The following is a 26,229-nucleotide window of genomic DNA, read 5'->3' as shown; positions in this document are numbered from 1 at the left end:
TTCAAGAACCTACATAAAAATTCACGTCTATCTGACTAAACGGACTCTTTTATGTTAGAAAAAGTTGTGATTGCTAATCGTGGTGAAATTGCACTACGCATTTTACGTGCTTGTAAAGAATTAGGCATTAAAACAGTGGCGGTTCACTCTACCGCTGATCGTGATTTAAAACATGTTTTACTCGCTGATGAAACCGTTTGTATCGGTCCAGCACCTTCCGCAAAAAGTTATTTAAATATTCCAGCTATCATTGCTGCCGCCGAAGTCACAGGTGCGGATGCAATTCATCCAGGATACGGTTTTTTATCTGAAAATGCTGATTTTGCTGAACAAGTTGAACGTTCAGGTTTCACTTTCATTGGCCCAACAGCAGATGTCATCCGTTTAATGGGTGATAAAGTTTCAGCTATTAAAGCGATGAAAAAAGCAGGTGTGCCTTGTGTACCTGGTTCTGATGGCCCTGTAGGTAATGACATTGCTAAAAATAAAGAAATCGCTAAACGTATTGGCTATCCAATCATCATCAAAGCATCTGGCGGTGGTGGCGGCCGAGGTATGCGTGTTGTACGTAGCGAAGACGCATTAGAAGAATCTATTGCGATGACCAAAGCTGAAGCGAAAGCTGCATTCAATAATGATATGGTCTATATGGAAAAATACTTAGAAAATCCACGTCACGTGGAAATTCAAGTGTTATCAGATACTCACGGTAATGCAGTTTATTTGGCTGAACGTGACTGCTCAATGCAGCGTCGTCACCAAAAAGTGGTGGAAGAAGCGCCAGCTCCAGGTATTACAGAAGAAGTTCGTCGCGATATTGGCTCACGCTGTGCAAAAGCTTGCGTAGAAATCGGCTATCGTGGAGCTGGAACCTTTGAATTCTTATATGAAAATGGCGAATTCTATTTCATTGAAATGAATACGCGTATCCAAGTAGAACACCCTGTAACTGAAATGATTACAGGTGTAGATTTAGTGAAAGAGCAATTACGTATTGCAGCAGGATTACCAATTTCCTTTAAACAAGAAGACATCAAAGTTAAAGGACACGCAATGGAATGCCGTATTAACGCAGAAGATCCAAAAACATTCTTACCGTCTCCAGGTAAATTAAATCACTTACATTCTCCGGGTGGTTTGGGCGTTCGTTGGGATTCTCACGTGTACGGTGGTTATACTGTGCCTCCACATTACGACTCTATGATCGCAAAACTTATCACTTATGGCGATACGCGTGAAATTGCAATCCGTCGTATGCAAAATGCCTTATCTGAAACGATTATTGATGGTATAAAAACCAATATCCCACTTCATGAATTAATTCTTGAAGATGAAAATTTCCAAAAAGGCGGAACAAACATCCACTATTTGGAGAAAAAATTAGGTATGAATGAATAATTAAACGTTAAATGGCTAACAAAGGTTAGCCATTTTTTATATATGCCGATATTTATTTAATGATAATAAAAACTAAAGCTAGTAAAGCGTTTTGAATTATTCAAAAAAGTTGTAATATGAATAAGTATAAGGGGCGTAGGATATATGCGCTCCTTATACCATTCAAAAATATACTTTCACTTATAAAAAATTTTAAGGAAGAAATATGACATTAAAACAACGTTATCAACAAGCTGGTAAAGAAGCCAGTTGGGCATTAGGCCTATCTATTTTATATGTGATAGGTTGGTGCTTATGTGCTTATTTACCCAAAGAAACCCAAGGGCCGATTGGTTTCCCTCTCTGGTTTGAACTTTCCTGTATTTACTTACCTATTTTATTCATCGTGATTGGTTATTGGATTATCAAAATTATTTTTCAGGATATTTCTCTTGAAATTAACGATCAGGAGAGTCAGAAATGAATCTAGGTATTATTCTTCCCTTAATTATTTATCTCACTTTTGTTTTTGGTGCGGCAATTTTTGCCTATGTAAAACGTACAAAAGGCGATTTTTTAACAGAATATTATGTAGGAAATCGCTCAATGACGGGGTTTGTACTTGCAATGACCACAGCCTCTACTTATGCCAGTGCAAGTTCTTTTGTAGGAGGGCCAGGGGCTGCTTATAAATACGGCTTAGGCTGGGTATTACTTGCGATGATTCAAGTCCCTGCTGTATGGTTAGCATTAGGTGCGTTGGGTAAAAAATTCGCACTCTTATCAAGAGAAACCAATGCTTTAACCATTAATGATCTTTTCTTTTATCGCTATAAAAACAAATATTTAGTCTGGTTATCAAGCCTTGCTCTTCTTCTCGCATTTTTTGCGGCTATGACCGTGCAATTTATTGGTGGGGCGCGCTTATTAGAAACAACCATCGGCATTTCTTATACTCAAGCATTACTTTTATTTGCTTTAACGGTGGGAATCTATACTTTTATCGGGGGCTTCCGTGCTGTCGTACTGACGGATACCATTCAAGGCACCGTTATGATTTTTGGGACTATAATCCTCCTTATTGGCACGATTTATGCCCTCGGTGGTGTAGAAAGTGCGGTCAATAAATTGACTGAAATTGATCCTGACTTAGTCACGCCTTACGGGCCAAATGGAATGTTAGATTTTCAATTTATGGCTTCTTTCTGGATACTCGTTTGTTTCGGGGTGGTTGGTCTTCCACATACCGCAGTTCGATGTATGGCATTTAAAGACAGTAAAGCCTTACATCGCGGCATGCTGATTGGAACCATTGTACTTTCTATAATTATGTTAGGTATGCATTTAGCTGGCGCGCTTGGCAGAGCGGTTATTCCAAATTTAACGGTATCGGATCAAGTAATTCCAACTTTAATGTTAAAAGTATTACCGCCTATTGTTGCGGGGATTTTTTTAGCTGCACCGATGTCCGCAATTATGTCCACAATTGATGCGCAACTTATTCAATCTTCTTCTATTTTTGTAAAAGATTTATACCTTTCTGCGAAACCAGAGGCCGCAAAAAATGAGAAAAAAGTGAGCTATTTTTCATCAATTATTACGCTGATTTTGACCGCACTTTTAATCTTTGCAGCACTCAATCCACCAGATATGATTATTTGGTTAAACCTATTTGCCTTTGGCGGACTGGAAGCCGCATTTTTATGGGTAATTGTACTGGGTATTTATTGGGATAAAGCAAATGCTTATGGTGCGTTAAGCTCAATGATTATCGGCTTGGGGAGTTATATCTTGCTCACTCAACTTGGCATAAAATTATTTAACTTCCATCAAATCGTGCCGTCATTAGTATTTGGATTAATTGCCTTTTTAGTGGGTAATAAATTGGGCGAACGTCGTATTGAAAAAACTCAATTAAAAGTTACCGCACTTTAAGTATTAATCAATATGCTGTCACCTTCTTCTAAATGAGAGGAAGGTGATATTTAATTTTCTCACTTTCAGCAATTTCTACGCTAAAACATAGAATTGGAACAATTCACAGGGATACATCAATGCTCTATCAAATTCTTGCGCTACTTATTTGGAGCAGTTCATTAATCGTCGGTAAGCTCACTTATTCGATGATGGATCCTGTGCTTGTTGTGCAAGTGCGGTTAATTATTGCAATGATTATTGTCATGCCACTCTTTTTACGTCGTTGGAAAAAAATTGATAAACCAATGCGTAAACAGCTTTGGTGGTTGGCATTCTTTAACTATACCGCCGTATTTTTATTGCAATTCATCGGACTAAAATATACATCAGCCTCCAGTGCAGTCACCATGATTGGGCTAGAACCGCTACTCGTTGTATTTGTCGGGCATTTCTTCTTTAAAGACAAAGCAAAATGGTTTCACTGGCTATTCGGTGCAATGGCATTTATTGGCGTGGCAATTTTAATTAATGGCGGAAAAAATAATGAAGGCATTGATAACATCAGTTTATTCGGCTGTTTATTAGTACTAAGTGCTGGGATCATTTTCGCTGCCGTATTACGTTGGACACAGCGAGTTGTAGCCAAAGTCTCAACGCAGGCTTATACCTCCGTCAGCATTGTTCTTGGCACCATCACAACATTGCCATTTACGCTATTACTCACAGAAAACTGGCAAATATCATTAAATTCTACTGGTATTGCAGGTTTATTATATCTTGCCATTGGCTGTAGCTGGCTTGCCTATTGGTTATGGAATAAAGGCCTTAATAGTGTGGATGCCAATATCTCCGGTGTTTTAGTCGCACTTGAACCATTATTCGGAATCTTATTTGCCGTATCATTACTTGGCGAAACGCTGTCATTTTCAGCCGTACTTGGCATAACAATTATTATGTTAGCCACACTTGGCTCGACTTTACTACCGAAACTTTTAAAAAAATCGGTATAATATGCCCCCCAAATTTTGGATTTATCATTATTGTGAAAAAAATTGATCAACAAAGTTTAGAAAATGCCTACCGTTTATTTGAAAGCGGTGATATTCATCAAATTGAAATTGGTTCAACAAAAAGTCTGCAACAAATTCATCATTACCTATTTAATGGTCTTTATGAATTTGCTGGTAAAATTCGTGAACAAAATATTTCAAAAGGTCATTTTCGTTTTGCTAATGCACTTTATTTAAAAGAAGCATTAGGAAAAATAGAGCAAATGCCAGAAGATACTTTTGAAAATATTATTAATAAATATGTAGAAATGAATATTGCGCACCCTTTTTTAGAAGGTAATGGTCGTTCAACTCGCATTTGGTTAGATTTAGTTTTAAAGAAAAATTTAGGTAAAGTTGTTAATTGGCAAAATGTGGATAAAACTCAATACTTACAAGCAATGGAGCGTAGCCCAATTAACGATTTAGAAATTCGTTTTTTATTACAAGCAAATTTAACAGATGATGTAAATAACCGAGAAATTATTTTTAAAGGTATTGAGCAATCTTATTATTACGAAGGTTATGAGAAAGAATAAAGTGCGGTGAAAATCCGCAAATTTTTGAAAGGAAAAAACAAATGGCTTGGATTCAAATTCGCCTAAATAGCACCAATGAAAAAGCAGAACAAATGAGTGATTTTTTAGAAGAAATCGGCTCCGTCTCTGTAACTTTTATGGATAGTCAAGATACACCGATTTTTGAGCCTTTGCCGGGCGAAACGCGTTTATGGGGTAATACCGATGTTATTGCGCTATTTGATGCAGAAACAGATATGGCAGAAATTGTCCGCTTATTAAAAGAAGCAAAACACTTAGATAGCAATACGGCATACAAAATTGAACAAATAGAAGATAAAGACTGGGAGCGTGAGTGGATGGATAACTTCCACCCAATGCAATTTGGTAAGCGTTTATGGATTTGTCCAAGTTGGCGTGATGTGCCTGATAAAAATACCGTCAATGTTATGCTTGACCCAGGTTTAGCATTTGGTACAGGCACTCATCCTACAACCGCACTATGTTTAGAATGGCTAGATGGCCTTGATTTAAAAGATAAAAGCGTCATTGATTTTGGCTGTGGTTCAGGTATTTTAGCCATTGCAGCATTAAAACTTGGTGCGAAAAGTGCGGTGGGAATTGATATCGATCCACAAGCAATTCTAGCCAGTCGTAATAATGCCGAGCAAAATGGTGTAGCAGATCGCCTACAACTGTTCTTATCTGATGAAAAACCCTCTGATTTAAAAGCTGATGTCGTGGTGGCAAATATTCTTGCTGGCCCACTCAAAGAACTTTACCCAATCATTAGCCAACTTGTTAAACCGAATGGCAATCTTGGTTTATCAGGTATTTTAGAAACTCAAGCTCAATCTGTCTGTGATGCTTATACGCAAACATTTGCGTTAGAGCCCGTCGCGGTAAGAGAAGAATGGTGCCGAATTACGGGTAATCTAAAAACGCTTTAATTTCTTTTTGTCAATCAAAAAAAGTGTATTTTTTAAACAAATTTCACTTTGCAAAGTAAGGCAAAATGCGTATTATAGCCAGCCTTGTTGGTTGTCGAGCAGTTCGATATAAATTAGATTTAGGCTTGCTAGGAAAGGAACGTAAAATGCGAATCGGTTCATACCAATTAAAAAATCGTGTTTTACTTGCACCAATGGCAGGTATTACCGACCAGCCTTTCCGCCGTCTTTGTGCATATTATGGTGCGGGGCTTACATTTTCAGAAATGATGTCCACAAATCCGCAAGTTTGGCATACCGAAAAATCCAAATTGCGTTTGGCACATAGCGAAGATTTAGGTCTCAATGCGGTGCAAATTGCAGGTAGTGATCCACTCGAGATGGCGCAAGCCGCTGCTATTAACGTGGAATATGGCGCTCAAATCATTGACATTAATATGGGATGTCCTGCCAAAAAAGTAAATCGCAAACTCACAGGCTCTGCGTTGTTGCAATTTCCAGATTTGGTGGAAAAAATCTTGCGAGAAGTAGTGTCCGCCGTCAATGTGCCAGTGACCTTAAAAATTCGTACAGGCTGGGATAAATCTAATCGAAACTGCGTTCAAATCGGCAAAATTGCAGAACAATGTGGCATACAAGCATTAACGGTGCATGGTCGTACAAGAGCTTGTCTTTTTGAAGGCGAAGCGGAATATGACAACATTAAAGCTGTTAAACAAGCGATTGCTATACCAGTTATAGCTAATGGCGATATTGATTCTGCTCGGAAAGCAAAATTCGTTCTTGATTATACTGGAGCGGATGCCATTATGATCGGTCGTGCTGCCTTAGGTAACCCTTGGTTATTTCAAGCGGTAGAAAACCTAATTGAGCATAACTCGATAAGTCAAATGCCAAGTTTAAAAGAAAAGTGCGGTCAGATTTTGCGTCATATTCAAGAATTACATCAATTCTATGGCGAACAAAAAGGCTATCGCATTGCGCGTAAACACGTAGCTTGGTATTTACAGGGAATTCAACCTGATTCCGTTTTTAAACAGACTTTTAATGCAATTAGTGATCCTAAAGAGCAGCTGATTGTATTGGAAGATTTTTTCAATTTAATTTTGGATAAAGAAAAATGTTAGAACAACAACGTAATTCTGCCGATGCCTTAACGGTATCAGTATTAAATGCGCAATCACAAGTGACCAGCAAACCATTACGCGATTCAGTCAAACAAGCGTTGCGTAATTATTTAGCACAATTAGATGGTCAAGATGTGAATGATCTTTACGAGCTAGTATTAGCGGAAGTTGAACACCCTATGTTAGATATGATTATGCAATATACTCGTGGTAATCAAACCCGTGCAGCAAATATGCTTGGTATCAACCGTGGTACATTACGTAAAAAATTAAAAAAATACGGTATGGGATAAGGCGATATTCTTTTATTAACAAAAAGATTGAATGTTTTTCATTCTATTTTAAAAATTAGCCCCAAGTAATTTGGGGCTAATTTATTATTACAATTTAAGATCTTCGATGTGCATTTTTCATAATGCGATCTTTTGTTACTTTCCATTCACGTTCTTTAATATCATCACGTTTATCCTGTTGTTTTTTACCTTTGGCTAAACCAATTTTGACTTTTGCCCACGCACTTTTCCAGTAAAGAGAAAGTGCAACTATGGTAAAACCGTCTCGGTTTGCTTTGCCAAATAGGGATGCTAATTCGCGTTTATTTAACAATAACTTACGAGTGCGAGTTGGATCACAAACAATATGCGTTGATGCAACATTTAATGGCTGAATGCTTGCGCCGAATAAAAAGGCTTCGCCATTTTTAAAAATAACATAACTATCACTAATATTTGCCTTGCCTGCGCGCATAGATTTGACTTCCCAGCCTTGTAATTCAAGACCTGCTTCAATTTCATCTTCAATAAAATAATCGTGTCTTGCACGTTTATTCAGTGCGATAGTATTTGAATTGGGTTTTACTTTTTTCTTTGTCATAATTTTATCCCTTATTTTGCCTGAGGCATTTTATCGGATCTCTATTTTGATAGCAAAAAGATCATCTAGGTAGAACTGGCAGTCGCATTTATTTTCAATCTTTAAAAATAAATGATTTGTAGAAAATAAGAGAAAAACTGACCGCACTTTTTAAGAAAAAACAGACACATTGTTGTGTCTGTTTGAGAAAGATAAAAAGATGAATTAAGTGTTAGTGATTTATATAGTGAATAAAGGATTATTCCAAACGTTTTGCCACTTTAAGCCAATCAGCCTTAAATACACGCTGCATATTATTAATGGCATCAATAATATCGTGATGAACGAGTTGTTCATTTTGGATACCTACGCAATAGCCGCCTTTGCCTTGTAGCAATAAATCTACTGCGTATGCGCCCATACGTGAGGCAAGAATACGGTCAAAAGCACAAGGAGAACCACCACGTTGAATATGCCCTAAAACGGTTGCGCGAGTTTCGTGACCTACGCGAGCTTCAATTTCTTTTGCCAAAGAACGAACATCAGTTAAAAGTTCAGTGATAGCAATAATAGCGTGGCGTTTACCGCGAATAATGCTACGTTCAATTTGTTGAATTAATTCTTCGCGATTAAATTCAATTTCTGATGCGACGATATATTCACAACCGCCAGCAATGCCCGCAGAAATGGTTAAGTCACTACAGTGGCGACCCATAATTTCAACGATAGAAATACGTTGGTGTGAGCTTGATGTATCACGTAAACGGTCGATTGCATCCACTGCAGTTTGTAATGCGGTTTGATAACCGATGGTATAGTCAGTACCTGCCACATCATTATCAATAGTACCGGGTAAGCCAACACAAGGGAAACTGTGTTCTTCGGTTAATAATTTTGCCCCCATATAAGAACCGTCACCACCGATAACCACAAGTGCGTCAATGCCGTGAGAACGTAAAATTTCCGCACATTTTGCCCGAATATTAGGATCTTTAAATTCAGGAAAACGTGCAGAACCTAAAAAAGTACCGCCACGATTAATCACATCAGATACGCTATAGCGATTTAATTGTTTGATTTTATTATTGTATAAACCTTGATAACCGTCATAGATACCAAATACTTCTAAGCCTTCTGCAAGTGCAGAACGTACTACGCCACGAATTGCGGCATTCATACCAGGCGCATCGCCACCACTTGTTAAAACTGCAATTTTTTTAATCATAATTTACCTACTTTTAAGCATAATTGAAAATGGGCATAAGATTACATTATTCAAAGAATCTGCTCTAGCAAAATTTGACGAGATTTTGATCTACATTATTTTTCACAAAACAGTTGCCATTTCAAATTTTGTAAATGCTTTCTTTCTATATCCACAATGTATTTTTGCAAATGTCGTTGTACTTTATTGACAGATAAATGTTTAGAACGCGTTGGTTGCTGTATTTTCTGCGAATATTGAAATTGCACAAAGCCACATTGGGACAATTGTCGTCCTTTCATCACATTGACTTGCCAAGATGGATTTTCTTTCGTTGGCGAATAGATAACATATCCATTTAATTCATTTGGATTGGTCGAATTTTTTGGAATAGCATCGAAATGGAAATCTTTTACGCCTGTATTGCGATAAATGCGTTCTCTTAATGCAATACGTTCTTTAATAGAACGTTCGGATTGATTGCGATCAAAGAGAATTTCAATTTCAGATTGCCAATTTTCCAGCGTATCTGGTTTAGCAATATACACATAGCGTGCAATGGTTTCGAAATCTTGGCTGCCAGTAAGTACATAATGTTTTCCATTATATTCTAACTGCGTAGGCACATTTAATTGCGTCAGCTTAGTTGCACAGCCTGAAAGTATAAGTGCGGTCAAAATAACAAAAATTTTATTCATTAATATCTCGCTTAAAGACAAATTCAGTTTCAGTGGAGGATGCTGAATCAAACCAATAACCACCTAAATCAAATTCTTTTAACTGTTCAATTTCAGTTAAATGATGTTGAATAATATAGCGACACATTAAGCCTCGAGCTTTTTTCGCATAAAAACTAATTACTTTATATTTGCCATTTTTATTATCTAAGAAAACTGGCTTAATAATTTTAGCGTTAATTTGGCTTTCTTTAACAGATTTATAATATTCATCAGAGGCTAAATTTATCAGAACATTATCGCCTTGTTCATCTATAGCTTGTTGAACCGCTTGGGTGATCACATTTCCCCAAAAGGCATACAGATCTTTTCCTTTCGGATTGGCTAATTTTGTGCCCATTTCTAATCGGTAAGGTTGCATTAAATCAAGTGGTTTTAAAAGCCCATAAAGACCAGAAAGCATACGTAAATGGGATTGTGCAAAAATGACATCATCTTCCGAAAGGGAATCAGCATCTAAACCCGTATAAACATCGCCTTTAAATGCAAAGAGTGCAGGGCGGGAATTGTCTTCATTGTGAATTTTTGTCCATTCTGCAAAGCGTGCGGCATTTAAACCTGCCAACTTATCGCTGATAGACATTAATGATGAAAGATCTTGCGGAGAAAGTTTACGACAAACCTCAATAAGTTGTTCGCTGTAATCAGTAAAGTGCGGTTGAGAAACAGGAAAATTTTTTACCGCACTTTCAAAATCAAGGGTTTTGGCAGGGGAGATAATTGCTAACATAATCGTCCTTTTATGAAAAAAGAATGGGCGTATCTTAGCATAAAAATTTACGTTAAACGCGTTTATATAAGCCATTTTCACTTATGATAAGATCTTGTAGCTCAAGATCGAGCAATTGAACAAGTAAAACATCGACACTTAAATTAAATTCTTCAGCTAAATCATCAATGCTCACAGGAGTATAGCCAATACGCGAGTAAAGTTTCGGGTGGCTTGGTGCTTCTACTAATCGGCGAGGATCGGGTGGTGGCGTGTAATTAGGCACGGCGATCTGGTCAAAATCAATTTCAGTTTGGCTGTGGATAGAATGTTGGTAGAGCGTTTCCAAAATGTCCTTTGCATTTTCTACCAACATTGCGCCTTGTTTAATTAGGCGATGACAACCTTGACTTGATTCATTTTGAATATTGCCTGGCACAGCAAAAACCTCTCGGTTTTGTTCCAACGCATACCGTGCTGTAATAAGTGATCCACTTTTTTCGGTGGCTTCAACAACAAGCGTGCCGACTGAAAGCCCACTAATAATCCGATTACGGCGTGGAAAATTAGCAGCAATAGGTGCTTGGTTTGGTAAAAATTCAGAGACTAATGCGCCATTATTTTCGATGATTTGTGCCGATAATCTTTGATGTTTAGAGGGATAGATTTGTTCTAATCCACTGCCTAAGACCGCAATAGTTTGCCCTTGAATATTAACGACAGCTTGATGGCAATGTCCATCAATTCCTAATGCAAGTCCACTGGTAATCGTAAAGCCAGCTAATGAAAGTTCTGTCGCAAAATGTTTTGCCCAATATTCTCCATAAGTCGTGCAATAACGGCTCCCAACCATTGCCATTTGGCGTTGTGAAAGTGCGGTTAAATTTCCTTTTACAAATAATAGTGGCGGAAAGTTTGCGGTTTGTTTCAATAAAAAGGGATAAAAAGGGGAAAAATAATTTACTAAATGATTTCCCTCTTTTTGTGACCACGCGAGTGCTGGCTCAATAAATTTTGCTTCAGGTTTGAACCAACGGCGAATTTGAATGGCTCCCCATCCCATTTGTCGGAAAGCAATATCATCATAATTAAGTAATTCATTTAAGGTAATATTGGACAAAATTTTATCAATGCCAACGCCGCCAAGTTTAGGCACTTGCATTAAACGGAGTAATGTGTAGGTAATGTCATTCATATTTTTTCCTTTTTATTTGAAAATCTAGTATGGAAAAAACGAGGGAGAGAAACGATTAATTTAAAAGCATTTTGCGATGTAGATCGCAAAAATTCTTTTTAATGAATAAAAAATTGCAAAATTTTTCTTATTTTGAAAATATAAAAAATCCAATAAGAAAAATTTGTTGATTAAGATGGTGTTGGTTAAATATGCTAATTTTATTAAATTTATTAGTTAAATGTATATTTTATGAAGTGTAAGTAGGTTTATTTTTAATATAAAATGCCAAAAAAATAGTTTGACAGCCAGTTTTTTATTCGTAATATGGAAAACGTTTTACACAGAAGGATTTTTATTTATGTCTCGTATTGTTTCTTTATCTCTAACCTGCAGCTCTCACATTTTGCGTGCGGCTAAGTTGTGTATAAAAAACAGTCAGATGTAAATACCCAATTTTAAACCCGCACTTTATAAGTCGCGGGTTTTTTGTCTAAAAAATACAGGAAAAACGCACCGCACTTTTGGAGTGATTTTAGAGGAACTTTTAGTAAGGATATTGTTATGACAGATCGCGTTATTATTTTTGATACCACCTTGCGTGATGGGGAACAGGCGTTAAAAGCAAGTTTGACGGTAAAAGAAAAATTACAGATCGCTTTAGCACTTGAACGCTTAGGCGTGGATGTAATGGAAGTGGGGTTTCCCGTTTCTTCTCAAGGGGATTTTGAATCTGTTCAAACCATTGCACGCCATATTAAAAACGCCCGTGTTGCCGCGTTATCTCGAGCCGTAGATAAAGACATTGATGCCGCATACCAAGCATTGAAAGTCGCTGAAGCATTTCGTATTCATACGTTTATTGCAAGTTCCGCATTACACGTTGAAGCGAAATTAAAACGTTCTTTTGATGATGTGGTAGGAATGGCAGTTGCAGCAGTGAAACGCGCGCGTAATTATACGGATGATGTTGAGTTCTCTTGCGAAGATGCGGGGCGTACGGGCATTGATAATATCTGTCGTATTGTTGAAGCCGCAATCAATACAGGTGCGACTACAGTAAACATTCCAGATACCGTTGGTTTTTGCTTACCAAATGAATACGGCAATATTATTGCTCAAGTGCGTAATCGCGTGCCGAATATCGACAAAGCTGTGATTTCTGTGCATTGCCATAATGACTTAGGTATGGCAACCGCTAATTCTTTAACGGCTGTACAAAATGGTGCGCGTCAAATTGAATGTACCATTAATGGAATTGGGGAACGTGCGGGCAATACTTCCCTTGAAGAAGTAGTCATGGCAATGAAAGTTCGTCAGGATTTTATGGGCGTGGATACTCGTATTAATACCCAAGAAATTCATCGTGTCAGCCAAATGGTTAGCCAACTTTGCAATATGCCGATTCAACCGAATAAAGCCATTGTGGGTTCAAATGCTTTTGCCCATTCTTCTGGTATCCATCAAGATGGTATGTTGAAAAACAAAAATACCTACGAAATTATGTCTCCAGAAACCATTGGCTTGAAAAAAGAAAAATTGAATTTAACTGCACGTTCTGGTCGTGCGGCTGTGAAAGGTCATATGACGGATATGGGGTATAACGAACAAGATTATGATTTGGATAAATTGTATGACGCGTTCTTAAAATTGGCGGATAAAAAAGGTCAAGTGTTCGATTATGATTTGGAAGCCTTGGCGTTTATCGATATGCAACAAGGGGATGAAGATCGTTTGGTATTAGATAAACTTTCTGCGCATTCAACCAAAGAATATCCAGCCACAGCCTTTGTTCAATTGAAATTAGATGGCGAAAAATTAAGCACTTCGTCAATTGGTGGTAACGGCCCAGTAGATGCGGTTTATAACGCCATCTTAAATTTAACAGGCTTAGAAATCAAAATGTCTCACTATAACTTAACTGCCAAAGGCGAGGGTGCAGAAGCATTAGGGCAAGTGGATATTGTGGTGGAACACAAAGGGCGTAAATTCCACGGTGTTGGTTTAGCAACAGATATTGTTGAATCTTCCGCACTTGCTTTAGTCCACGCCATCAATGCGATTTATCGTGCGCATAAAGTGGCAGATATTAAGAATCATAAACATCATTAATTTATCAAGTTCCTCTTTTTAAGAGGGGAAAAATACGAAAAAAACTACCGCACTTTTGCAGTAAAAAATAGGAAAAATAATATGCAATCATACAATGTAGCAGTATTAGCAGGTGATGGTATCGGCCCTGAAGTAATGGCGGAAGCGATTAAGGTATTAAACAAAGCCCAAGAAAAATTTGGTTTTAAACTTAACTTTAACGAGTTTTTTGTGGGTGGTGCTGCCATTGATTATTGCGGTTGCCCATTACCAGCCGAAAGCTTAAAAGGCTGTGATGAAGCGGATGCCATTTTATTTGGTTCTGTAGGTGGCCCTAAATGGACAAATTTACCGCCAGATCAACAGCCAGAACGTGGTGCATTATTGCCTTTGCGTAAACATTTCAAATTATTCTGTAATCTTCGCCCTGCAACCCTTTATAAAGGCTTGGAAAAATTCTGTCCATTACGTGCAGATATTGCCGCAAAAGGCTTTGATATGGTGGTGGTGCGTGAATTAACGGGCGGAATTTATTTCGGTCAGCCTAAAGGCCGTGAAGGCGAAGGCGTACAAACCAAAGCATTCGACACAGAAGTGTATTACAAATATGAAATCGAACGCATTGCACGTGCGGCTTTTGAGGCAGCAATGAAACGCAATAAAAAAGTCACTTCTGTGGATAAAGCGAACGTATTACAGTCTTCCATTTTATGGCGTGAAACTGTGACAGAAATGGCAAAAGAATATCCTGAAGTGACTTTAGAGCATATCTATATCGATAACGCCACAATGCAATTAATCAAAGCACCAGAATCTTTTGATGTTTTACTTTGCTCTAACATTTTCGGCGATATTATTTCTGACGAAGCAGCGATGATCACAGGTTCTATGGGAATGTTGCCATCTGCCAGCTTAAATGAAGAGGGTTTTGGTTTATACGAGCCTGCTGGCGGTTCTGCCCCTGATATTGCAGGCAAAGGCATTGCCAACCCAATCGCACAAATTCTTTCTGCAGCAATGATGTTGCGTTATAGCTTCAACTTAAACGAAGCAGCCGATGCCATTGAAAGTGCGGTTCAAAAAGTCTTGGCAAGTGGTCATCGCACCGCCGATTTAGCCGATGATTCCACACCAGTTTCTACTGCAGAAATGGGTAAATTGATTACACAAGCAATTATTTAATACTTGCCTTCCTCCGTTTACGGGGGAAGGTGCCCGAAGGGCGGAAGGGGGCAATTTCCCACCCTTAGTTATTTAGAAATATCCCCAATAAACAGGGGGACAAAGTATTTAAAGTGCGGTTGAAAAACACGTCGAATTTTAACCGCACTTCCCTTAACGAATAGAGAAAAATATTATGGCAAAAACACTTTACGAAAAATTATTTGATTCACACATTGTGTATGAAGCAGAGGGCGAAACGCCGATTTTGTATATCAACCGTCATTTGATTCACGAAGTAACCAGCCCGCAGGCCTTTGATGGGTTACGCGTCGCAAATCGCCAAGTACGTCAAGTAAACAAAACTTTTGGCACAATGGATCACAGCATTTCTACTCAAGTACGAGATGTCAATAAACTTGAAGGTCAGGCTAAAATTCAAGTGTTAGAACTGGATAAAAATACCAAAGCAACAGGCATTAAATTATTTGATATAACAACCAAAGAGCAAGGCATTGTACACGTTATGGGGCCTGAACAAGGCTTAACTTTACCGGGTATGACAATTGTTTGTGGCGATTCACACACCGCAACGCACGGTGCATTTGGTGCCTTGGCTTTTGGTATTGGTACTTCTGAAGTAGAACACGTATTAGCCACCCAAACTTTAAAACAGGCTCGCGCAAAAAGTATGAAAATTGAAGTGCGTGGTAAAGTCGCATCAGGTATTACGGCAAAAGATATTATTCTTGCCATTATCGGTAAAACCACGATGGCAGGCGGAACAGGACACGTTGTGGAATTTTGTGGCGAAGCGATCCGAGACCTTTCTATGGAGGGTCGTATGACCGTCTGTAATATGGCAATTGAAATGGGCGCGAAAGCAGGCTTGATTGCACCAGATGAAACCACATTTGCATATTTGAAAGATCGTCCACACGCACCTAAAGGCAAGGATTGGGATGATGCCGTTGTTTATTGGAAAACCTTAAAATCTGACGATGATGCACAATTTGACACTGTGGTAACGCTAGAAGCAAAAGACATCGCACCACAAGTCACTTGGGGGACAAACCCAGGGCAGGTAATTTCTGTGAATGAAACCATACCAAATCCGCAAGAAATGGAAGATCCTGTACAACGTGCTTCGGCAGAAAAAGCCTTACATTATATTGGTTTGGAAGCTGGCACTAATTTAAAAGAGGTTAAAGTTGATCAAGTGTTTATTGGATCTTGCACCAACTCACGTATTGAAGATTTACGCGCAGCAGCGGCTGTAATGAAAGGTCGTAAAAAAGCGGATAATGTAAAACGTATTTTAGTAGTACCAGGTTCTGGCTTAGTGAAAGAACAAGCGGAAAAAGAGGGCTTGGATAAAATCTTTATTGCCGCAGGTGCAGAATGGCGTAATCCAGGTTGTTCAATGTGCTTAGGAATGAACGACGACCGTTTAGGCGAATGGGAACGCTGTGCTTCAACGTCAAACCGTAACTTTGAGGGGCGTCAAGGTCGTAATGGACGTACCCATTTAGTAAGTCCTGCAATGGCAGCGGCGGCAGGAATGTTCGGTAAATTTGTTGATATTCGTGAAGTGGCATTAAATTAAGGCTCAATAAGAGGAAAAAGAAAAATGGCAGGATTTAAACAACTTTCGGGTTTAGTCGTTCCATTGGATGCGGCGAATGTAGATACTGATGCAATTATTCCAAAACAATTTTTACAAGCCATCACTCGCGTAGGTTTCGGCAAACATTTATTCCACGAATGGCGTTATCTTGATGTGGACGGCACCAAGCCAAATCCAGAATTTGTCTTAAATTATCCACAATATCAAGGTGCGACGATTTTGCTCGCACGTAAAAATCTTGGTTGTGGTTCTTCTCGTGAACACGCCCCTTGGGCATTAGCAGACTACGGCTTTAAAGTAATGATCGCCCCAAGTTTTGCAGATATTTTCTATAACAACAGCTTAAATAATCATATGTTACCGATTCGTTTAAGCGAAGAAGAAGTAGAAGAAATCTTTCAATGGGTATGGGCAAATGATGGCAAACAAATCCACGTAGATTTAGAAGCGATGACGGTCACTGTAGGGGATAAAGTTTATCACTTTGAACTGGATGAATTCCGCCGTCATTGTTTGTTAAACGGATTGGACAATATCGGCTTAACCCTGCAGCACGAAGACAAAATCTCAGCATACGAAAAAAATATTCCAGCGTTTTTACGTTAAAAATAAAAAATGAGCTGATTTTTCACCGCACTTAATCACTGAATTTCATTCAAAAATAAAGCCCTGTAATACACAGGGCTTTGTCGTCTATAACGCTAATTCAAACAGGCTTATTAAAAACTAAAACTTAGTTTCACTTCCGCTGTTTTTTGTTTTTCCGCTTGTTTTGCTTTTGTTAATCCACCGATTAGACTTAATTTCACATTATGATATTTCAATTTAAGTCCTGCGTTATATTGCTGTTGGTTTTCCACATTGTAAGCAAAATCATATACACTTACATTAATTTTGCCATTGCCTTGATTTGCATCATATCGAGCAGACAAAATTGGCGTAATGGAAAACTCGCCTAAGTGATAAGTATAACTTAAATCAACTTGAGCAAAGGCTGTTTTGACAGATATTGGATTTACTTTAATGCGATCTTTAGCTAATGCAAAATTAGCGTTTGATAAGTAACTATAACGAACTCCTACAGTTGGTTTAACAGCAAAATTGCCAAGATTAAATGCTTTGCCTGCGGTTAAACCAAATTGTGCAGTATGGCGAGCAAATTTCGCATTATTATTGGTTTGTAGGTTGCTTTGGAACTTGCCGTAGCCTAAATCAATGCCCAAATACCAATGATTATCCGCATAATATTTAGAATAGAAATTAACTTGTGCTAGAGTATTTTTACTGCTTGCCTTATCAAAGTTGTTACTATTGCGAACATAAGTAAACACGCCACCTAACTGAACATTGTTTGAGATTGTTTGATCCCAACCAAGTTGAGTTTGCGTACTTTTAGAACTAAAACGACGATATTGACTTGAGGAATAATTTTCGTTCATTGAAGTATTAGATACCCAAACGTTATATTGCCCCTCGTTATTCATTTCTAACTGGCTAATATGTTGAGAAACTGCTTTCCCCACATTTAATGCAACAAATTGTGCTTTTGCCATTGCATCAGAAATTACCGCATTTGTGTTTGTACTTGTGAGATTGCGTAATGCTGGTTGTGAATTAGCCACATTATTTCCCGATTGCACATTCTCCGCATTCTCCGCATTTTCAGTAGGTAGTTCCACTGGCTCGTAACTATTTGTCTGCACTGATCTACGAGTTCTTCTGCTTCGTGGTTCTGGAGTAGATACTGAATTATCCACTGTCGTTTCTTGAGTAGAAGTCACTTTAGACTGGCTAACAACAGCTTTTGTTGTCGCTGTTTCTGATTGAACTGCCTCTGAATTAACCGTAGATTGAGTTGTAGCAGGTGTTGTATTCTCTGGATTTTCCACTACAGAGTTTCCAGTGTTTACTGTTGTGCTTTCTGTCACAGGTTGTTCAGCTTCTGTAGTTTTATTCTCAACAGGTTTAATAGGTGTTGTAGCATTTTCAGGTGTAACAACTTCTGTTGAAGCAACAGCAGTGTGGGCTTCAGGCTGATGAATATTTTCATCTGTCGTTTCTGTTGATTGAGGATTTTCTGCTTTATTTTCAGCTGTTTTTGGATTAGCTACAGGTTGAGCAGTTTCTTTCTGTTCACTGTTTGATGCAGTTGTCTCTTTCGCAGCAACAGTTGTAGGTTTTGCTTGCGGTTGAGCTTCTTTTACATTATTAACAGTCGAAACATTTTCACGAGCAGGCTCTGCTTGCTGTGTGGTAGTTTCTGGCTCTGCTTGCGATTGAACAGTTTTAGGCTGTTCTTGCTGTTTAGCCATTTCTGGTTCTTCTTGTTTTGGAGACGCTTGAGAAGTCACTTTAGGGACTTCTTGAGTTTTCTCTTTTTCTACTTTAGCAGTATCCTCTGTTCCTGCTGGATTTATATTATTAGAAGACGAGCTAATACTTCTTCTATGTCTGTTCTTTGGTTCACTGCGTGTCAGATCATCTTCCACTGCTGTTTCTTCAGTAGAATTTATTTCAGACTGACGAGCAGTTTCAGTCGTTTGAGTGATAGCTTCTACAGTTGGTTTAGCTTCTTCTGCAACTTTTCCATTTTGAGCTGTTGTCTCGGTTGCTTTTTGATCGTTTTTCTCTACTGATGCACTTTCTTGCTGACTATTTTCAGCCACTTTTTCAGTTGTCTCTGATGGAACACTTTCTGAATTTAGATTTTCAGTTGGTGTTGTGGTATCAGATTTTGGAGCAGTTTCCGTTGAGTTAGCAGTATTTGTCTCTTCCATCGCTGGTTGATCGGTTTCTACAGGAGGAGTTTCTGGTTGCTCGTTTGCCATTGTTGATCCAGTAGCAGGTGCAGGTGGTGCTGGTGGTGGAACTGGTGCTTCAACACGGGCTATTTCTTCATTGTTACTTGATACGCTAGGTGCATCAGCTTGCATATTATTAGGTGCTGTGATATTTGTCGTATCGACAGTTAGATTTCTTCTTTCTACCTCTGGATTATACAAATCGTAACGTCCATTGTTTTCGCGTAATTTATATTTCCAAGCACCTAAATCAACGGTATTCCCAACTAATGACACATTCAAATGATCTCTTTGAGCTTTTGACGCATCAAAAAGCGTGAGTTCATTATGATTTGGCTCGCCTGTTTTATTTGCTACTTGCAATGTAAAGTTACCTGTGGCGGATTGTGTTACAACAACTTTGTCGCCTTGTTTATTGGCAAGATCAGTTAAATAATAGAAAGAACCGTTACCTGATAAATTGCTAATATTGAGCGTGTGGTATTTTGTTGCTGTTGTTGCATCTGAGACATTATTTAAATGAATATGCCCATTGGTTAAATTTAACTGATTAACACTGCTATCGCCTGTTAAATGCCAATGGCTATTTTCTTTTAAATTAACTTGGCTAGTTCCAATGCTTTGAATTGTGCCGAATAAGTTAGCTTTACCTAAGACAAAGTTTGCATTACCTGATAAATTTACATTGCCAGATACATTGGTGGCGTTAAAGCTATTAAGGGCTTTATCGGATAACTTGTCAGTAGTACAAGTCACATAGCCTGTATAGTCAGAACGTACACAAACGGTATCGCCTGTTTTATAGCCAATATGCACTTGTGCATTATTAGAAGCTGTGATATTTGAAGTAATATTTGCAACATTGCGTCCTGAATAAAGGGTGGCGTTATTGGTTACATTAATATTTGTTGCTTTAAAATTGCGGTTAATCCAGTCGTCTTCTACCACTACTTCATTATTTTCAGAAAAGTGAGGATCTTTATTTGTCGAAGAAATACCTGCAATATCTCTTGCGTGCGGTGTTGGTCTGCCAGAAAGGAATAAGGTGCCTTTTTCAACTTTTAATTCACCGTTAAGGTTTGTTCCGCCTGTTAATAAAAAGCGATTTTGATCGGTTTTGCCTTTAAAAGTCACATTTAGATTACCGTTATTTTTACCGTCTTCCTCGCCAAAATAACCGTTAAAGCCATTCATACGGCTATTATTGATGTATTCCATCGTTTTCTTTTGGGCTTCTTCTTTGTTTTTACCCATATATAGCCAAGTTTCATTGCTTTCTTTATCATTGTAAGGAAGTTGTAAATTAGCTTTAGCACCTTTTCTTAACGCATAATAAGTGTAGTTTTCCACATTTAAATAGAGTTGGTATCCATCTTTAATCCGTCGAAAGGAATAAGGATAATCTTCATCTGGTGATTCTATATCATATGAAGTAATTTTCTTTGGATCTGTAATTAGTCCTGTCCCAGTAATCGTTATATTTGAGGCATTAGTCATATTATGATTAACTACTCTTGCACCATCATCAATATTACGGATATGTTCAAAAGTGAGATTATTGCCATTGGCATCTAATCGACCGCCTCTAAAACCAAAGTAAATTGAATTAGGATCTACTTGTTTATCATCATTAAGTACAACAGTTGAGCGACCACTTACAATTCCTACAGAAGCAAAAGCGTGTTCTCCTTTAGTTATTTGTTGTTTTAAAACGACAGTACCATCGCCCACTTTTAGCGAACCTTTATTATTCCCTTTGCCCTCAACAATTAATGTTCCTTTCCCTATCTTGGCTAAATGATCTTTTTCAGGATTATGTATTTTCCACGTTACAGTTTTTCCCTCTTCAACAGAAATTCCGCCGCCTACCCAAGTAATATTGTCCGTTTTTCCTTTAACTTCATAGTTTCCTTTAAAGAATAAACCGCCAGCACCTTGATTGATATTATTTTCTAAAACAAGTGTGTTTTGAGAATTACCATTTCCTTCAAAAATTACATTTTGTCCAGTATTCTCGTTTTCTTTTTTCTGATAATTAACAAGTCGATTTGGATCTGAGGGGAGTGTTACAGTAATTGTATGATCACTGTTTTTTATTTCACTTTGATGATTTGTAGTTTTTGTCCAACGATATTCTTTGTTAGAGAAAAGCACAGGTTTAGCGTTATCTCGTTTTTTTATATTATCAGCAAAATCTTTTTTATAAATATTCCATTCTTGCCAAGATTTTTTACCATAGCCAGCCCAATAAGTATAAGGCCCGATAAAAACCCATTTGTTTTGTTGTTTATCAAAAGCAAATAAAGGCGAGCCACTATCGCCTAATACGCCGTAGTTGGTAAGTGGGTCTTGAGAAAGCAAAGTTTTAGCATCAATAACGTGATTTTCACGGCTATCTCCAAAACCTATAAGTCCTTTTTTACTTTGGGAAGGATCAATATTAATCCCTTCATAAGGTGTACCACCGATAGCATAATTATATGCAGCTGAAAGATCTTTTAAATCTACTCCATGTTCTTTATCTTCTACATGGCGGCTTCCTTTTTCATATACTAATTGGCGACCAGCACCTACTCGCACAAAGGACGGATATTTTTCTTTATTTGTATAGGTTTCTAAACCATCTCCTGCTAATGTAGGCGTAGTTGGTGCAACCTCGGTCACAAATTTATTTAAACGAGGCATGTTATAGTCATCTAATCGCTTATCTACGTGCCAGTCTTCATTTGGTTTAACATTATTTTGTGTGACCACACTATATTTATTTTCATCATCAGAAACATCACGGTGTCCGTTATAATGCCCAAAATAAAAGTCATTTATATGTTTGTGTGCGTGTTTTACGCTTACAATATATTGCGGATCCACTAATGTACCAATACGTTTATTTACATCCACCACACTAAAATCAATCATCGGAATTCCATTAGGTAAAACATTACCTAAAGAGTGGTTATTTTTATCTCTCACTTCCACATTTGTTGCACCAACAGAAAACTTCCCTTTATTTTCTGCAAAATCACGAAATATTTGATAATCCACATCGTCTCTCACTAACGCAGCTTCTGTATAAGGGGTTAATGCGTAGGCGACAGTAAGCGCAATAAAATTGAGTTTGAATTTTTTATTTAGCATAGAAGCTGTCCTTATTAATTAAGTTTAAAAAGTAGATTTGATAGGACACAATTTGATATACGGCTACAAGTTGATTCAAGTCTTGACTGTGTTGCGTTGATAGTTTGCAAGTTGTCTTCATTTTTATAATGAGTGGGTTTTATAGCATAAATCGCTCAAAACTTGAATTACATTTATTAGGTAATGATAATGATTTTTGATATTTTTTAAAAAATTGGCGTATTTTTTACCGCACTTTTGGTTAATTTAAGGCGTTAATGATGCCATTATGGACAGAAAACATTTTTTTGTTTTCCACTTGCATTTCTTTTAGTTGTCTTTGAGTGATGGCGGTAACAAATACTTGCGAACCGCTTTGTTGTAATCGTTCTGCCAACAAGGCACGTTTGTATTGATCTAATTCGGAGGCAAAATCATCGATTAAAAAAATACAATGGCGTTGCTTTTCTTTCATTAAATGCTCGCCCTGCGCTAGTCTTAATACACACATTAAAAGTTTAAGCTGTCCACGAGAAAGCACATCTTCAACAGGCAATCCTTGTGCTTTGAAACGAAAATCCGCTTTTTGAGGGCCAGAAAAGGTGTAATTTAAGGAACGATCTCGTTCAAAATTTTGTTGAAGAATTTCATAATAATCAGTATTTTTTTCCCACCCTTGATGAAAGCTGACATTAATTTCTAATTCAGGCAGAAAAAGTTGGCAAGTTTGTTCAATTTCAGGGCGGAGTGCTTCTGCATATTCGGCACGCCATTGACTTACTTGGTGGGCAAATTTGGCAAGTTCAACGTCCCAAATTTTTATGGCAGAGTAAGGCTGATTTTGTGCAAGGGCGGCATTTCGTTGTTTAAGTAATCGATTGAGATTGCTCCAAGCGGAATAGAAACTTGTTTGGTGATGGAATAATCCCCAATCTAAAAACGCGCGGCGATAACTTGGCCCGCCGTTGAGTAAGGTTAAGCCCTCTGGCGTGATTAATTGCATTGGTAAAAGATGGGCAAGATCGGAAATTTTATTGCCATCTTCGCCGTTAATTTTTACTAAGGTGTTGCCTTGACGCAGTTTTTGTAAGCCGACAGACCATTGATGTTGGCTTTCTTGGATTTGCCCAAATAGGGTAAAGTGCGGTTCGTCGTAAGAAATGATGCGGTTTGTGACCGCACTTTTAAATGAACGTCCGTGACCAAGATAAAAAATAGCTTCTAATAAGCTGGTTTTTCCGCTGCCGTTGTTGCCGATTAAAAAGTTAAAGCAGGGATCAAAATCAAGATCCACTGCTGTTAAGTTACGAAATTTTTCGACCAGTAAACGAGAAATCGCCATATTATAAACGCATTGGCATAATGACGTATTCGCTGCTGCTGTCTTCACAGTTTTCAATTAAGCAACTGGAGAACGCATCAGTTAAGCGCATTCGCACTTGATTACATTTAAGTGCATTCAGCACATCAAGAATATAGGTGACATTAAAGCCCACTTCTAATTCTTCGCCATTGTAATTGACATCGACAATTTCTTCTGCTTCTTCGTGTTCTGTGTTTGAGGCAGTAATTTTAAGCTGGTTTTCCTTTAAGCTTAAACGCACGCTGCGCGCGCGTTCATTAGATAAAATGGACGCACGAATAAAAGCCTGTTTCAGCATTTCCCAACTGCCTTCGACAATTTTTGTGGCATTACGAGGCAATACTCGGCGATAGTCAGGAAAGCGACCATCAATTAATTTTGATGTAAATACCGTGTTTTTTAAATGGACACGTAAATTGTTCGTGCCAATTTGTAAACGTGCTGGTTCATCGTTTGTTTCTAATAAACGAACCAGCTCTAATACGCCTTTACGAGGTAAAATCACAGAATGATTTTGTAATTCTTGTTCAAGTGAGATAGTACACACCGCAAGTCTATGACCGTCTGTTGCTACAGTTCGCAATAAATTGCCTTCTGTTTCAAATTTCATACCATTTAAGAAATAGCGTGCATCTTGGTTTGCCATAGAAAATTGAGTGGATTCAATTAAACGGCGTAAGGTATTTTGTGGTAGTTGAAAATCCACTTCAGACTGCCAATCTGTGAGGTTTGGATATTCTTCGGCAGGTTGAGTGGTTAGTGTAAAACGACTACGCCCCGATTGCACTAATGCACGTTCTTCTTCAAAAGTCACCGTGATTTCTGAATCATCAGATAAAGTGCGGCAAATATCTAAGAATTTTTTTGCTGGAATGGTAAAAGTGCCATTTTCAGAAGACGATGAAAGCTGAGTTTGACTCGATAATTCGACTTCTAAATCTGTACCTGTGATAGTCAGACGATTGTCTTCAATTTGCAACAATACGTTGTTTAATACAGGAATATTTGGGCGATTACTCAATACGCCACATACTTGTTGCAACGGTTTTAATAAATTTTCTCTTGAAATGCTAAATTGCATTGCGTTCTCCTTTTATGCAGACAAAGTGCGGATTAAATTCGCCCAATCTTCTTGAATGCTATTATCTTGCTCGCGGAATTTTGGCACTTCTCGGCAAGCGTTTAATACGGTTGTGTGATCCCGGTCAAATGCACGACCGATTTCAGGCAAACTGCGGTTTGTTAATTCTTTTGCTAATGCCATTGCAATTTGGCGAGGGCGAGTCACTGAACGCGCACGACTTTTTGATTTTAAATCTGAAACCTTAATTCGATAATATTCAGCCACCACTTTTTGAATATTTTCAATGGTAACCAAGCGTTCTTGTAGAGCCAAAATATCTTTTAAGGTATCACGCACGAAATCAATATCAATGTCGCCACCTTTGAAGTCTCGCATTGCTTTTACTCGATTTAATGCACCCTCAAGTTCACGCACGTTGGTACGCAAGCGTTGAGCAATGAAGAAAGCAACTTCTTCTGGCAAGTTCATATTATGTTCTTCCGCCTTTTTCAATAAAATCGCTACACGCGTTTCAAGATCGGGCGGCTCAATGGCTGTTGTTAAGCCCCAGCCAAAACGTGATTTTAAACGTTCTTCTATTTTTTCAATTTCTTTTGGGTAACGATCTGAGGTTAAGATAATTTGGCGACCCGTTTCAAATAAGTTATTGAATATATGGAAGAATTCTTCTTGGGTTTTTTCTTTTTCAGCGAAAAATTGAATGTCATCCACTAAAAGCGCATCAAGAGAACGATAGAATTTTTTGAACTGATCCATTTTATTATCACGCACTGCTTTTACCATATGTTGCATAAAGTTGTTGGCGTGAATATAAAGCACTCGCGCATTCGGTTTATTGGCTAAAATGCCGTTGCCAATGGCGTGTAACAAGTGAGTTTTCCCTAAACCAGTGCCGCCATATAAAAAGAAAGGATTGGCTGATGGTTCGCCCGGTGCTTGAGCAAGTTTTTGACCGACTGCGCGTGCGAGTTGGTTCGATTTACCTTCAACAAAGTTATCAAATAAGTGTTTAGTATTGAGATGAGATTCAAATTTTATTGGCGTACTAGATTCTGTTTGAAAATCTACCGCACTTTCTGATCTAAGTGATGTATTTGGCGTATTTTCTACTACTTTAGGTGCAGGCTTGACCCCTTCTTTTAAAGAAATACGCAGTTCAGGATTTTGTGCAAGTGTTTGACAAATTTGCTGGATTTGTGCGAGATAATGAGTTTCCACCCAACCTTTCACAAACATATTAGAAGCATATAAAACAATGTGGTTATTCGATACTACATCAGCCTGTAAAGGACGAAGCCAAGTGCTAAGATCGCTGGCTGAAACTTGATCTTGAAGTTGTAACAGGCAACTTTGCCAAAGATTTGAGAGATTCAC

At 38.1% G+C, this 26,229-nt stretch carries 21 protein-coding genes; 12 read left to right on the top strand and 9 right to left on the bottom strand.

Annotation, left to right across the window (positions count from 1 at the left end):
* Positions 1-51 precede the first annotated feature (51 nt).
* The 8 genes from accC to fis all read left to right on the top strand — a co-directional run bounded on the left by accC (position 52) and on the right by fis (position 7,231).
* A complete protein-coding gene (accC, locus tag ACPT8Q_RS00105; RefSeq protein WP_050948664.1) occupies positions 52-1,398 on the top strand; it encodes an acetyl-CoA carboxylase biotin carboxylase subunit in 1,347 nt (448 codons plus the stop codon).
* 205 nt (positions 1,399-1,603) lie between these two features.
* The gene (locus ACPT8Q_RS00100; protein WP_011272322.1) at positions 1,604-1,861 is read left to right on the top strand and encodes a YhdT family protein; all 258 of its coding nucleotides are present in this window, start codon (positions 1,604-1,606) and stop codon (positions 1,859-1,861) included.
* Entirely contained in the window at positions 1,858-3,312 is a 1,455-nt protein-coding gene (gene panF, locus ACPT8Q_RS00095) for a sodium/pantothenate symporter (protein WP_050948663.1), read from the top strand. Before ACPT8Q_RS00100 ends, panF begins: the two co-directional genes overlap by 4 nt.
* Positions 3,313-3,431: 119 nt before the next feature.
* Complete coding sequence (locus tag ACPT8Q_RS00090) at positions 3,432-4,304, top strand: DMT family transporter (RefSeq protein WP_042611104.1); 873 nt, start codon at positions 3,432-3,434, stop codon at positions 4,302-4,304.
* 32 nt (positions 4,305-4,336) lie between these two features.
* The gene (gene fic, locus ACPT8Q_RS00085; RefSeq protein ID WP_014550986.1) at positions 4,337-4,882 is read left to right on the top strand and encodes a protein adenylyltransferase Fic; all 546 of its coding nucleotides are present in this window, start codon (positions 4,337-4,339) and stop codon (positions 4,880-4,882) included.
* Positions 4,883-4,923: 41 nt separating this feature from the next.
* Positions 4,924-5,811, top strand: a complete 888-nt coding sequence (gene prmA, locus ACPT8Q_RS00080) for a 50S ribosomal protein L11 methyltransferase (RefSeq protein WP_050948662.1) — start codon at positions 4,924-4,926, stop codon at positions 5,809-5,811.
* 146 nt (positions 5,812-5,957) lie between these two features.
* Positions 5,958-6,938: a tRNA dihydrouridine synthase DusB gene (dusB, locus tag ACPT8Q_RS00075; protein ID WP_050948661.1), complete on the top strand. Its 981-nt coding sequence runs from the start codon at positions 5,958-5,960 to the stop codon at positions 6,936-6,938.
* Positions 6,932-7,231, top strand: coding sequence for a DNA-binding transcriptional regulator Fis (gene fis, locus ACPT8Q_RS00070; protein ID WP_005651583.1), 300 nt, complete (start codon positions 6,932-6,934; stop codon positions 7,229-7,231). The genes dusB and fis overlap by 7 nt, the downstream gene beginning before the upstream one ends.
* 94 nt (positions 7,232-7,325) lie before the next feature.
* Here fis and smpB read toward each other — a convergent pair whose 3' ends face one another.
* The 5 genes from smpB to dprA form a co-directional block, all read right to left on the bottom strand.
* Complete coding sequence (gene smpB / locus ACPT8Q_RS00065; protein WP_005647965.1) at positions 7,326-7,811, bottom strand: SsrA-binding protein SmpB; 486 nt, start codon at positions 7,809-7,811, stop codon at positions 7,326-7,328.
* A gap of 238 nt (positions 7,812-8,049) precedes the next feature.
* Positions 8,050-9,015, bottom strand: coding sequence for a 6-phosphofructokinase (pfkA, locus tag ACPT8Q_RS00060; protein ID WP_005651584.1), 966 nt, complete (start codon positions 9,013-9,015; stop codon positions 8,050-8,052).
* 95 nt (positions 9,016-9,110) lie between these two features.
* On the bottom strand, positions 9,111-9,692 hold the full coding sequence (locus ACPT8Q_RS00055) for a hypothetical protein (protein WP_015701980.1): 582 nt from the start codon (positions 9,690-9,692) through the stop codon (positions 9,111-9,113).
* Entirely contained in the window at positions 9,685-10,461 is a 777-nt protein-coding gene (gene yaaA, locus ACPT8Q_RS00050; RefSeq protein WP_050948660.1) for a peroxide stress protein YaaA, read from the bottom strand. Before yaaA ends, ACPT8Q_RS00055 begins: the two co-directional genes overlap by 8 nt.
* A gap of 52 nt (positions 10,462-10,513) precedes the next feature.
* Positions 10,514-11,635, bottom strand: a complete 1,122-nt coding sequence (dprA, locus tag ACPT8Q_RS00045) for a DNA-processing protein DprA (RefSeq protein WP_050948659.1) — start codon at positions 11,633-11,635, stop codon at positions 10,514-10,516.
* Between the two features lie 543 nt (positions 11,636-12,178).
* On the opposite strand from dprA, the gene leuA reads away from it, so the two are divergent.
* From leuA to leuD, 4 genes are all read left to right on the top strand, one after another.
* A complete protein-coding gene (gene leuA, locus ACPT8Q_RS00040) occupies positions 12,179-13,726 on the top strand; it encodes a 2-isopropylmalate synthase (protein ID WP_050948658.1) in 1,548 nt (515 codons plus the stop codon).
* Between the two features lie 81 nt (positions 13,727-13,807).
* A complete protein-coding gene (leuB, locus tag ACPT8Q_RS00035) occupies positions 13,808-14,887 on the top strand; it encodes a 3-isopropylmalate dehydrogenase (RefSeq protein ID WP_061671268.1) in 1,080 nt (359 codons plus the stop codon).
* Positions 14,888-15,062: 175 nt separating this feature from the next.
* Positions 15,063-16,472 (top strand): 3-isopropylmalate dehydratase large subunit, encoded by a 1,410-nt coding sequence (gene leuC, locus ACPT8Q_RS00030; RefSeq protein WP_005647943.1) that lies wholly within the window; start codon positions 15,063-15,065, stop codon positions 16,470-16,472.
* A 24-nt stretch (positions 16,473-16,496) separates the two neighbouring features.
* Positions 16,497-17,099, top strand: coding sequence for a 3-isopropylmalate dehydratase small subunit (gene leuD / locus ACPT8Q_RS00025; RefSeq protein ID WP_005669693.1), 603 nt, complete (start codon positions 16,497-16,499; stop codon positions 17,097-17,099).
* Positions 17,100-17,212: 113 nt separating this feature from the next.
* Here leuD and ACPT8Q_RS00020 read toward each other — a convergent pair whose 3' ends face one another.
* The 4 genes from ACPT8Q_RS00020 to dnaA form a co-directional block, all read right to left on the bottom strand.
* A complete protein-coding gene (locus tag ACPT8Q_RS00020) occupies positions 17,213-22,429 on the bottom strand; it encodes a S6 family peptidase (protein ID WP_061671267.1) in 5,217 nt (1,738 codons plus the stop codon).
* 241 nt (positions 22,430-22,670) lie between these two features.
* Positions 22,671-23,750 (bottom strand): DNA replication/repair protein RecF, encoded by a 1,080-nt coding sequence (recF, locus tag ACPT8Q_RS00015; protein WP_050948655.1) that lies wholly within the window; start codon positions 23,748-23,750, stop codon positions 22,671-22,673.
* A gap of 1 nt (position 23,751) precedes the next feature.
* On the bottom strand, positions 23,752-24,852 hold the full coding sequence (gene dnaN / locus ACPT8Q_RS00010) for a DNA polymerase III subunit beta (RefSeq protein WP_425627524.1): 1,101 nt from the start codon (positions 24,850-24,852) through the stop codon (positions 23,752-23,754).
* A gap of 12 nt (positions 24,853-24,864) precedes the next feature.
* Entirely contained in the window at positions 24,865-26,229 is a 1,365-nt protein-coding gene (gene dnaA / locus ACPT8Q_RS00005; RefSeq protein WP_050948653.1) for a chromosomal replication initiator protein DnaA, read from the bottom strand.

Origin of the sequence: Haemophilus sp. HN_Hi10, from assembly GCF_049821985.1 — a bacterium.
Lineage (GTDB): Bacteria > Pseudomonadota > Gammaproteobacteria > Enterobacterales > Pasteurellaceae > Haemophilus > Haemophilus influenzae_D.
The sequence above is the reverse complement of the archived record's forward strand: the minus strand, read 5'-3'. Positions and strand labels throughout refer to the sequence as shown.

Bases quoted from the DNA above. Each gene is read 5' to 3' on its own strand.
- accC (WP_050948664.1), top strand. From the start codon at position 52: ATGTTAGAAAAAGTTGTGATTGCTAATCGTGGTGAAATTGCACTACGC.
- ACPT8Q_RS00100 (WP_011272322.1), top strand. From the start codon at position 1,604: ATGACATTAAAACAACGTTATCAACAAGCTGGTAAAGAAGCCAGTTGG.
- panF (WP_050948663.1), top strand. From the start codon at position 1,858: ATGAATCTAGGTATTATTCTTCCCTTAATTATTTATCTCACTTTTGTT.
- ACPT8Q_RS00090 (WP_042611104.1), top strand. From the start codon at position 3,432: ATGCTCTATCAAATTCTTGCGCTACTTATTTGGAGCAGTTCATTAATC.
- prmA (WP_050948662.1), top strand. From the start codon at position 4,924: ATGGCTTGGATTCAAATTCGCCTAAATAGCACCAATGAAAAAGCAGAA.
- dusB (WP_050948661.1), top strand. From the start codon at position 5,958: ATGCGAATCGGTTCATACCAATTAAAAAATCGTGTTTTACTTGCACCA.
- fis (WP_005651583.1), top strand. From the start codon at position 6,932: ATGTTAGAACAACAACGTAATTCTGCCGATGCCTTAACGGTATCAGTA.
- smpB (WP_005647965.1), bottom strand. From the start codon at position 7,811: ATGACAAAGAAAAAAGTAAAACCCAATTCAAATACTATCGCACTGAAT.
- pfkA (WP_005651584.1), bottom strand. From the start codon at position 9,015: ATGATTAAAAAAATTGCAGTTTTAACAAGTGGTGGCGATGCGCCTGGT.
- ACPT8Q_RS00055 (WP_015701980.1), bottom strand. From the start codon at position 9,692: ATGAATAAAATTTTTGTTATTTTGACCGCACTTATACTTTCAGGCTGT.
- yaaA (WP_050948660.1), bottom strand. From the start codon at position 10,461: ATGTTAGCAATTATCTCCCCTGCCAAAACCCTTGATTTTGAAAGTGCG.
- dprA (WP_050948659.1), bottom strand. From the start codon at position 11,635: ATGAATGACATTACCTACACATTACTCCGTTTAATGCAAGTGCCTAAA.
- leuA (WP_050948658.1), top strand. From the start codon at position 12,179: ATGACAGATCGCGTTATTATTTTTGATACCACCTTGCGTGATGGGGAA.
- leuB (WP_061671268.1), top strand. From the start codon at position 13,808: ATGCAATCATACAATGTAGCAGTATTAGCAGGTGATGGTATCGGCCCT.
- leuC (WP_005647943.1), top strand. From the start codon at position 15,063: ATGGCAAAAACACTTTACGAAAAATTATTTGATTCACACATTGTGTAT.
- leuD (WP_005669693.1), top strand. From the start codon at position 16,497: ATGGCAGGATTTAAACAACTTTCGGGTTTAGTCGTTCCATTGGATGCG.
- ACPT8Q_RS00020 (WP_061671267.1), bottom strand. From the start codon at position 22,429: ATGCTAAATAAAAAATTCAAACTCAATTTTATTGCGCTTACTGTCGCC.
- recF (WP_050948655.1), bottom strand. From the start codon at position 23,750: ATGGCGATTTCTCGTTTACTGGTCGAAAAATTTCGTAACTTAACAGCA.
- dnaN (WP_425627524.1), bottom strand. From the start codon at position 24,852: ATGCAATTTAGCATTTCAAGAGAAAATTTATTAAAACCGTTGCAACAA.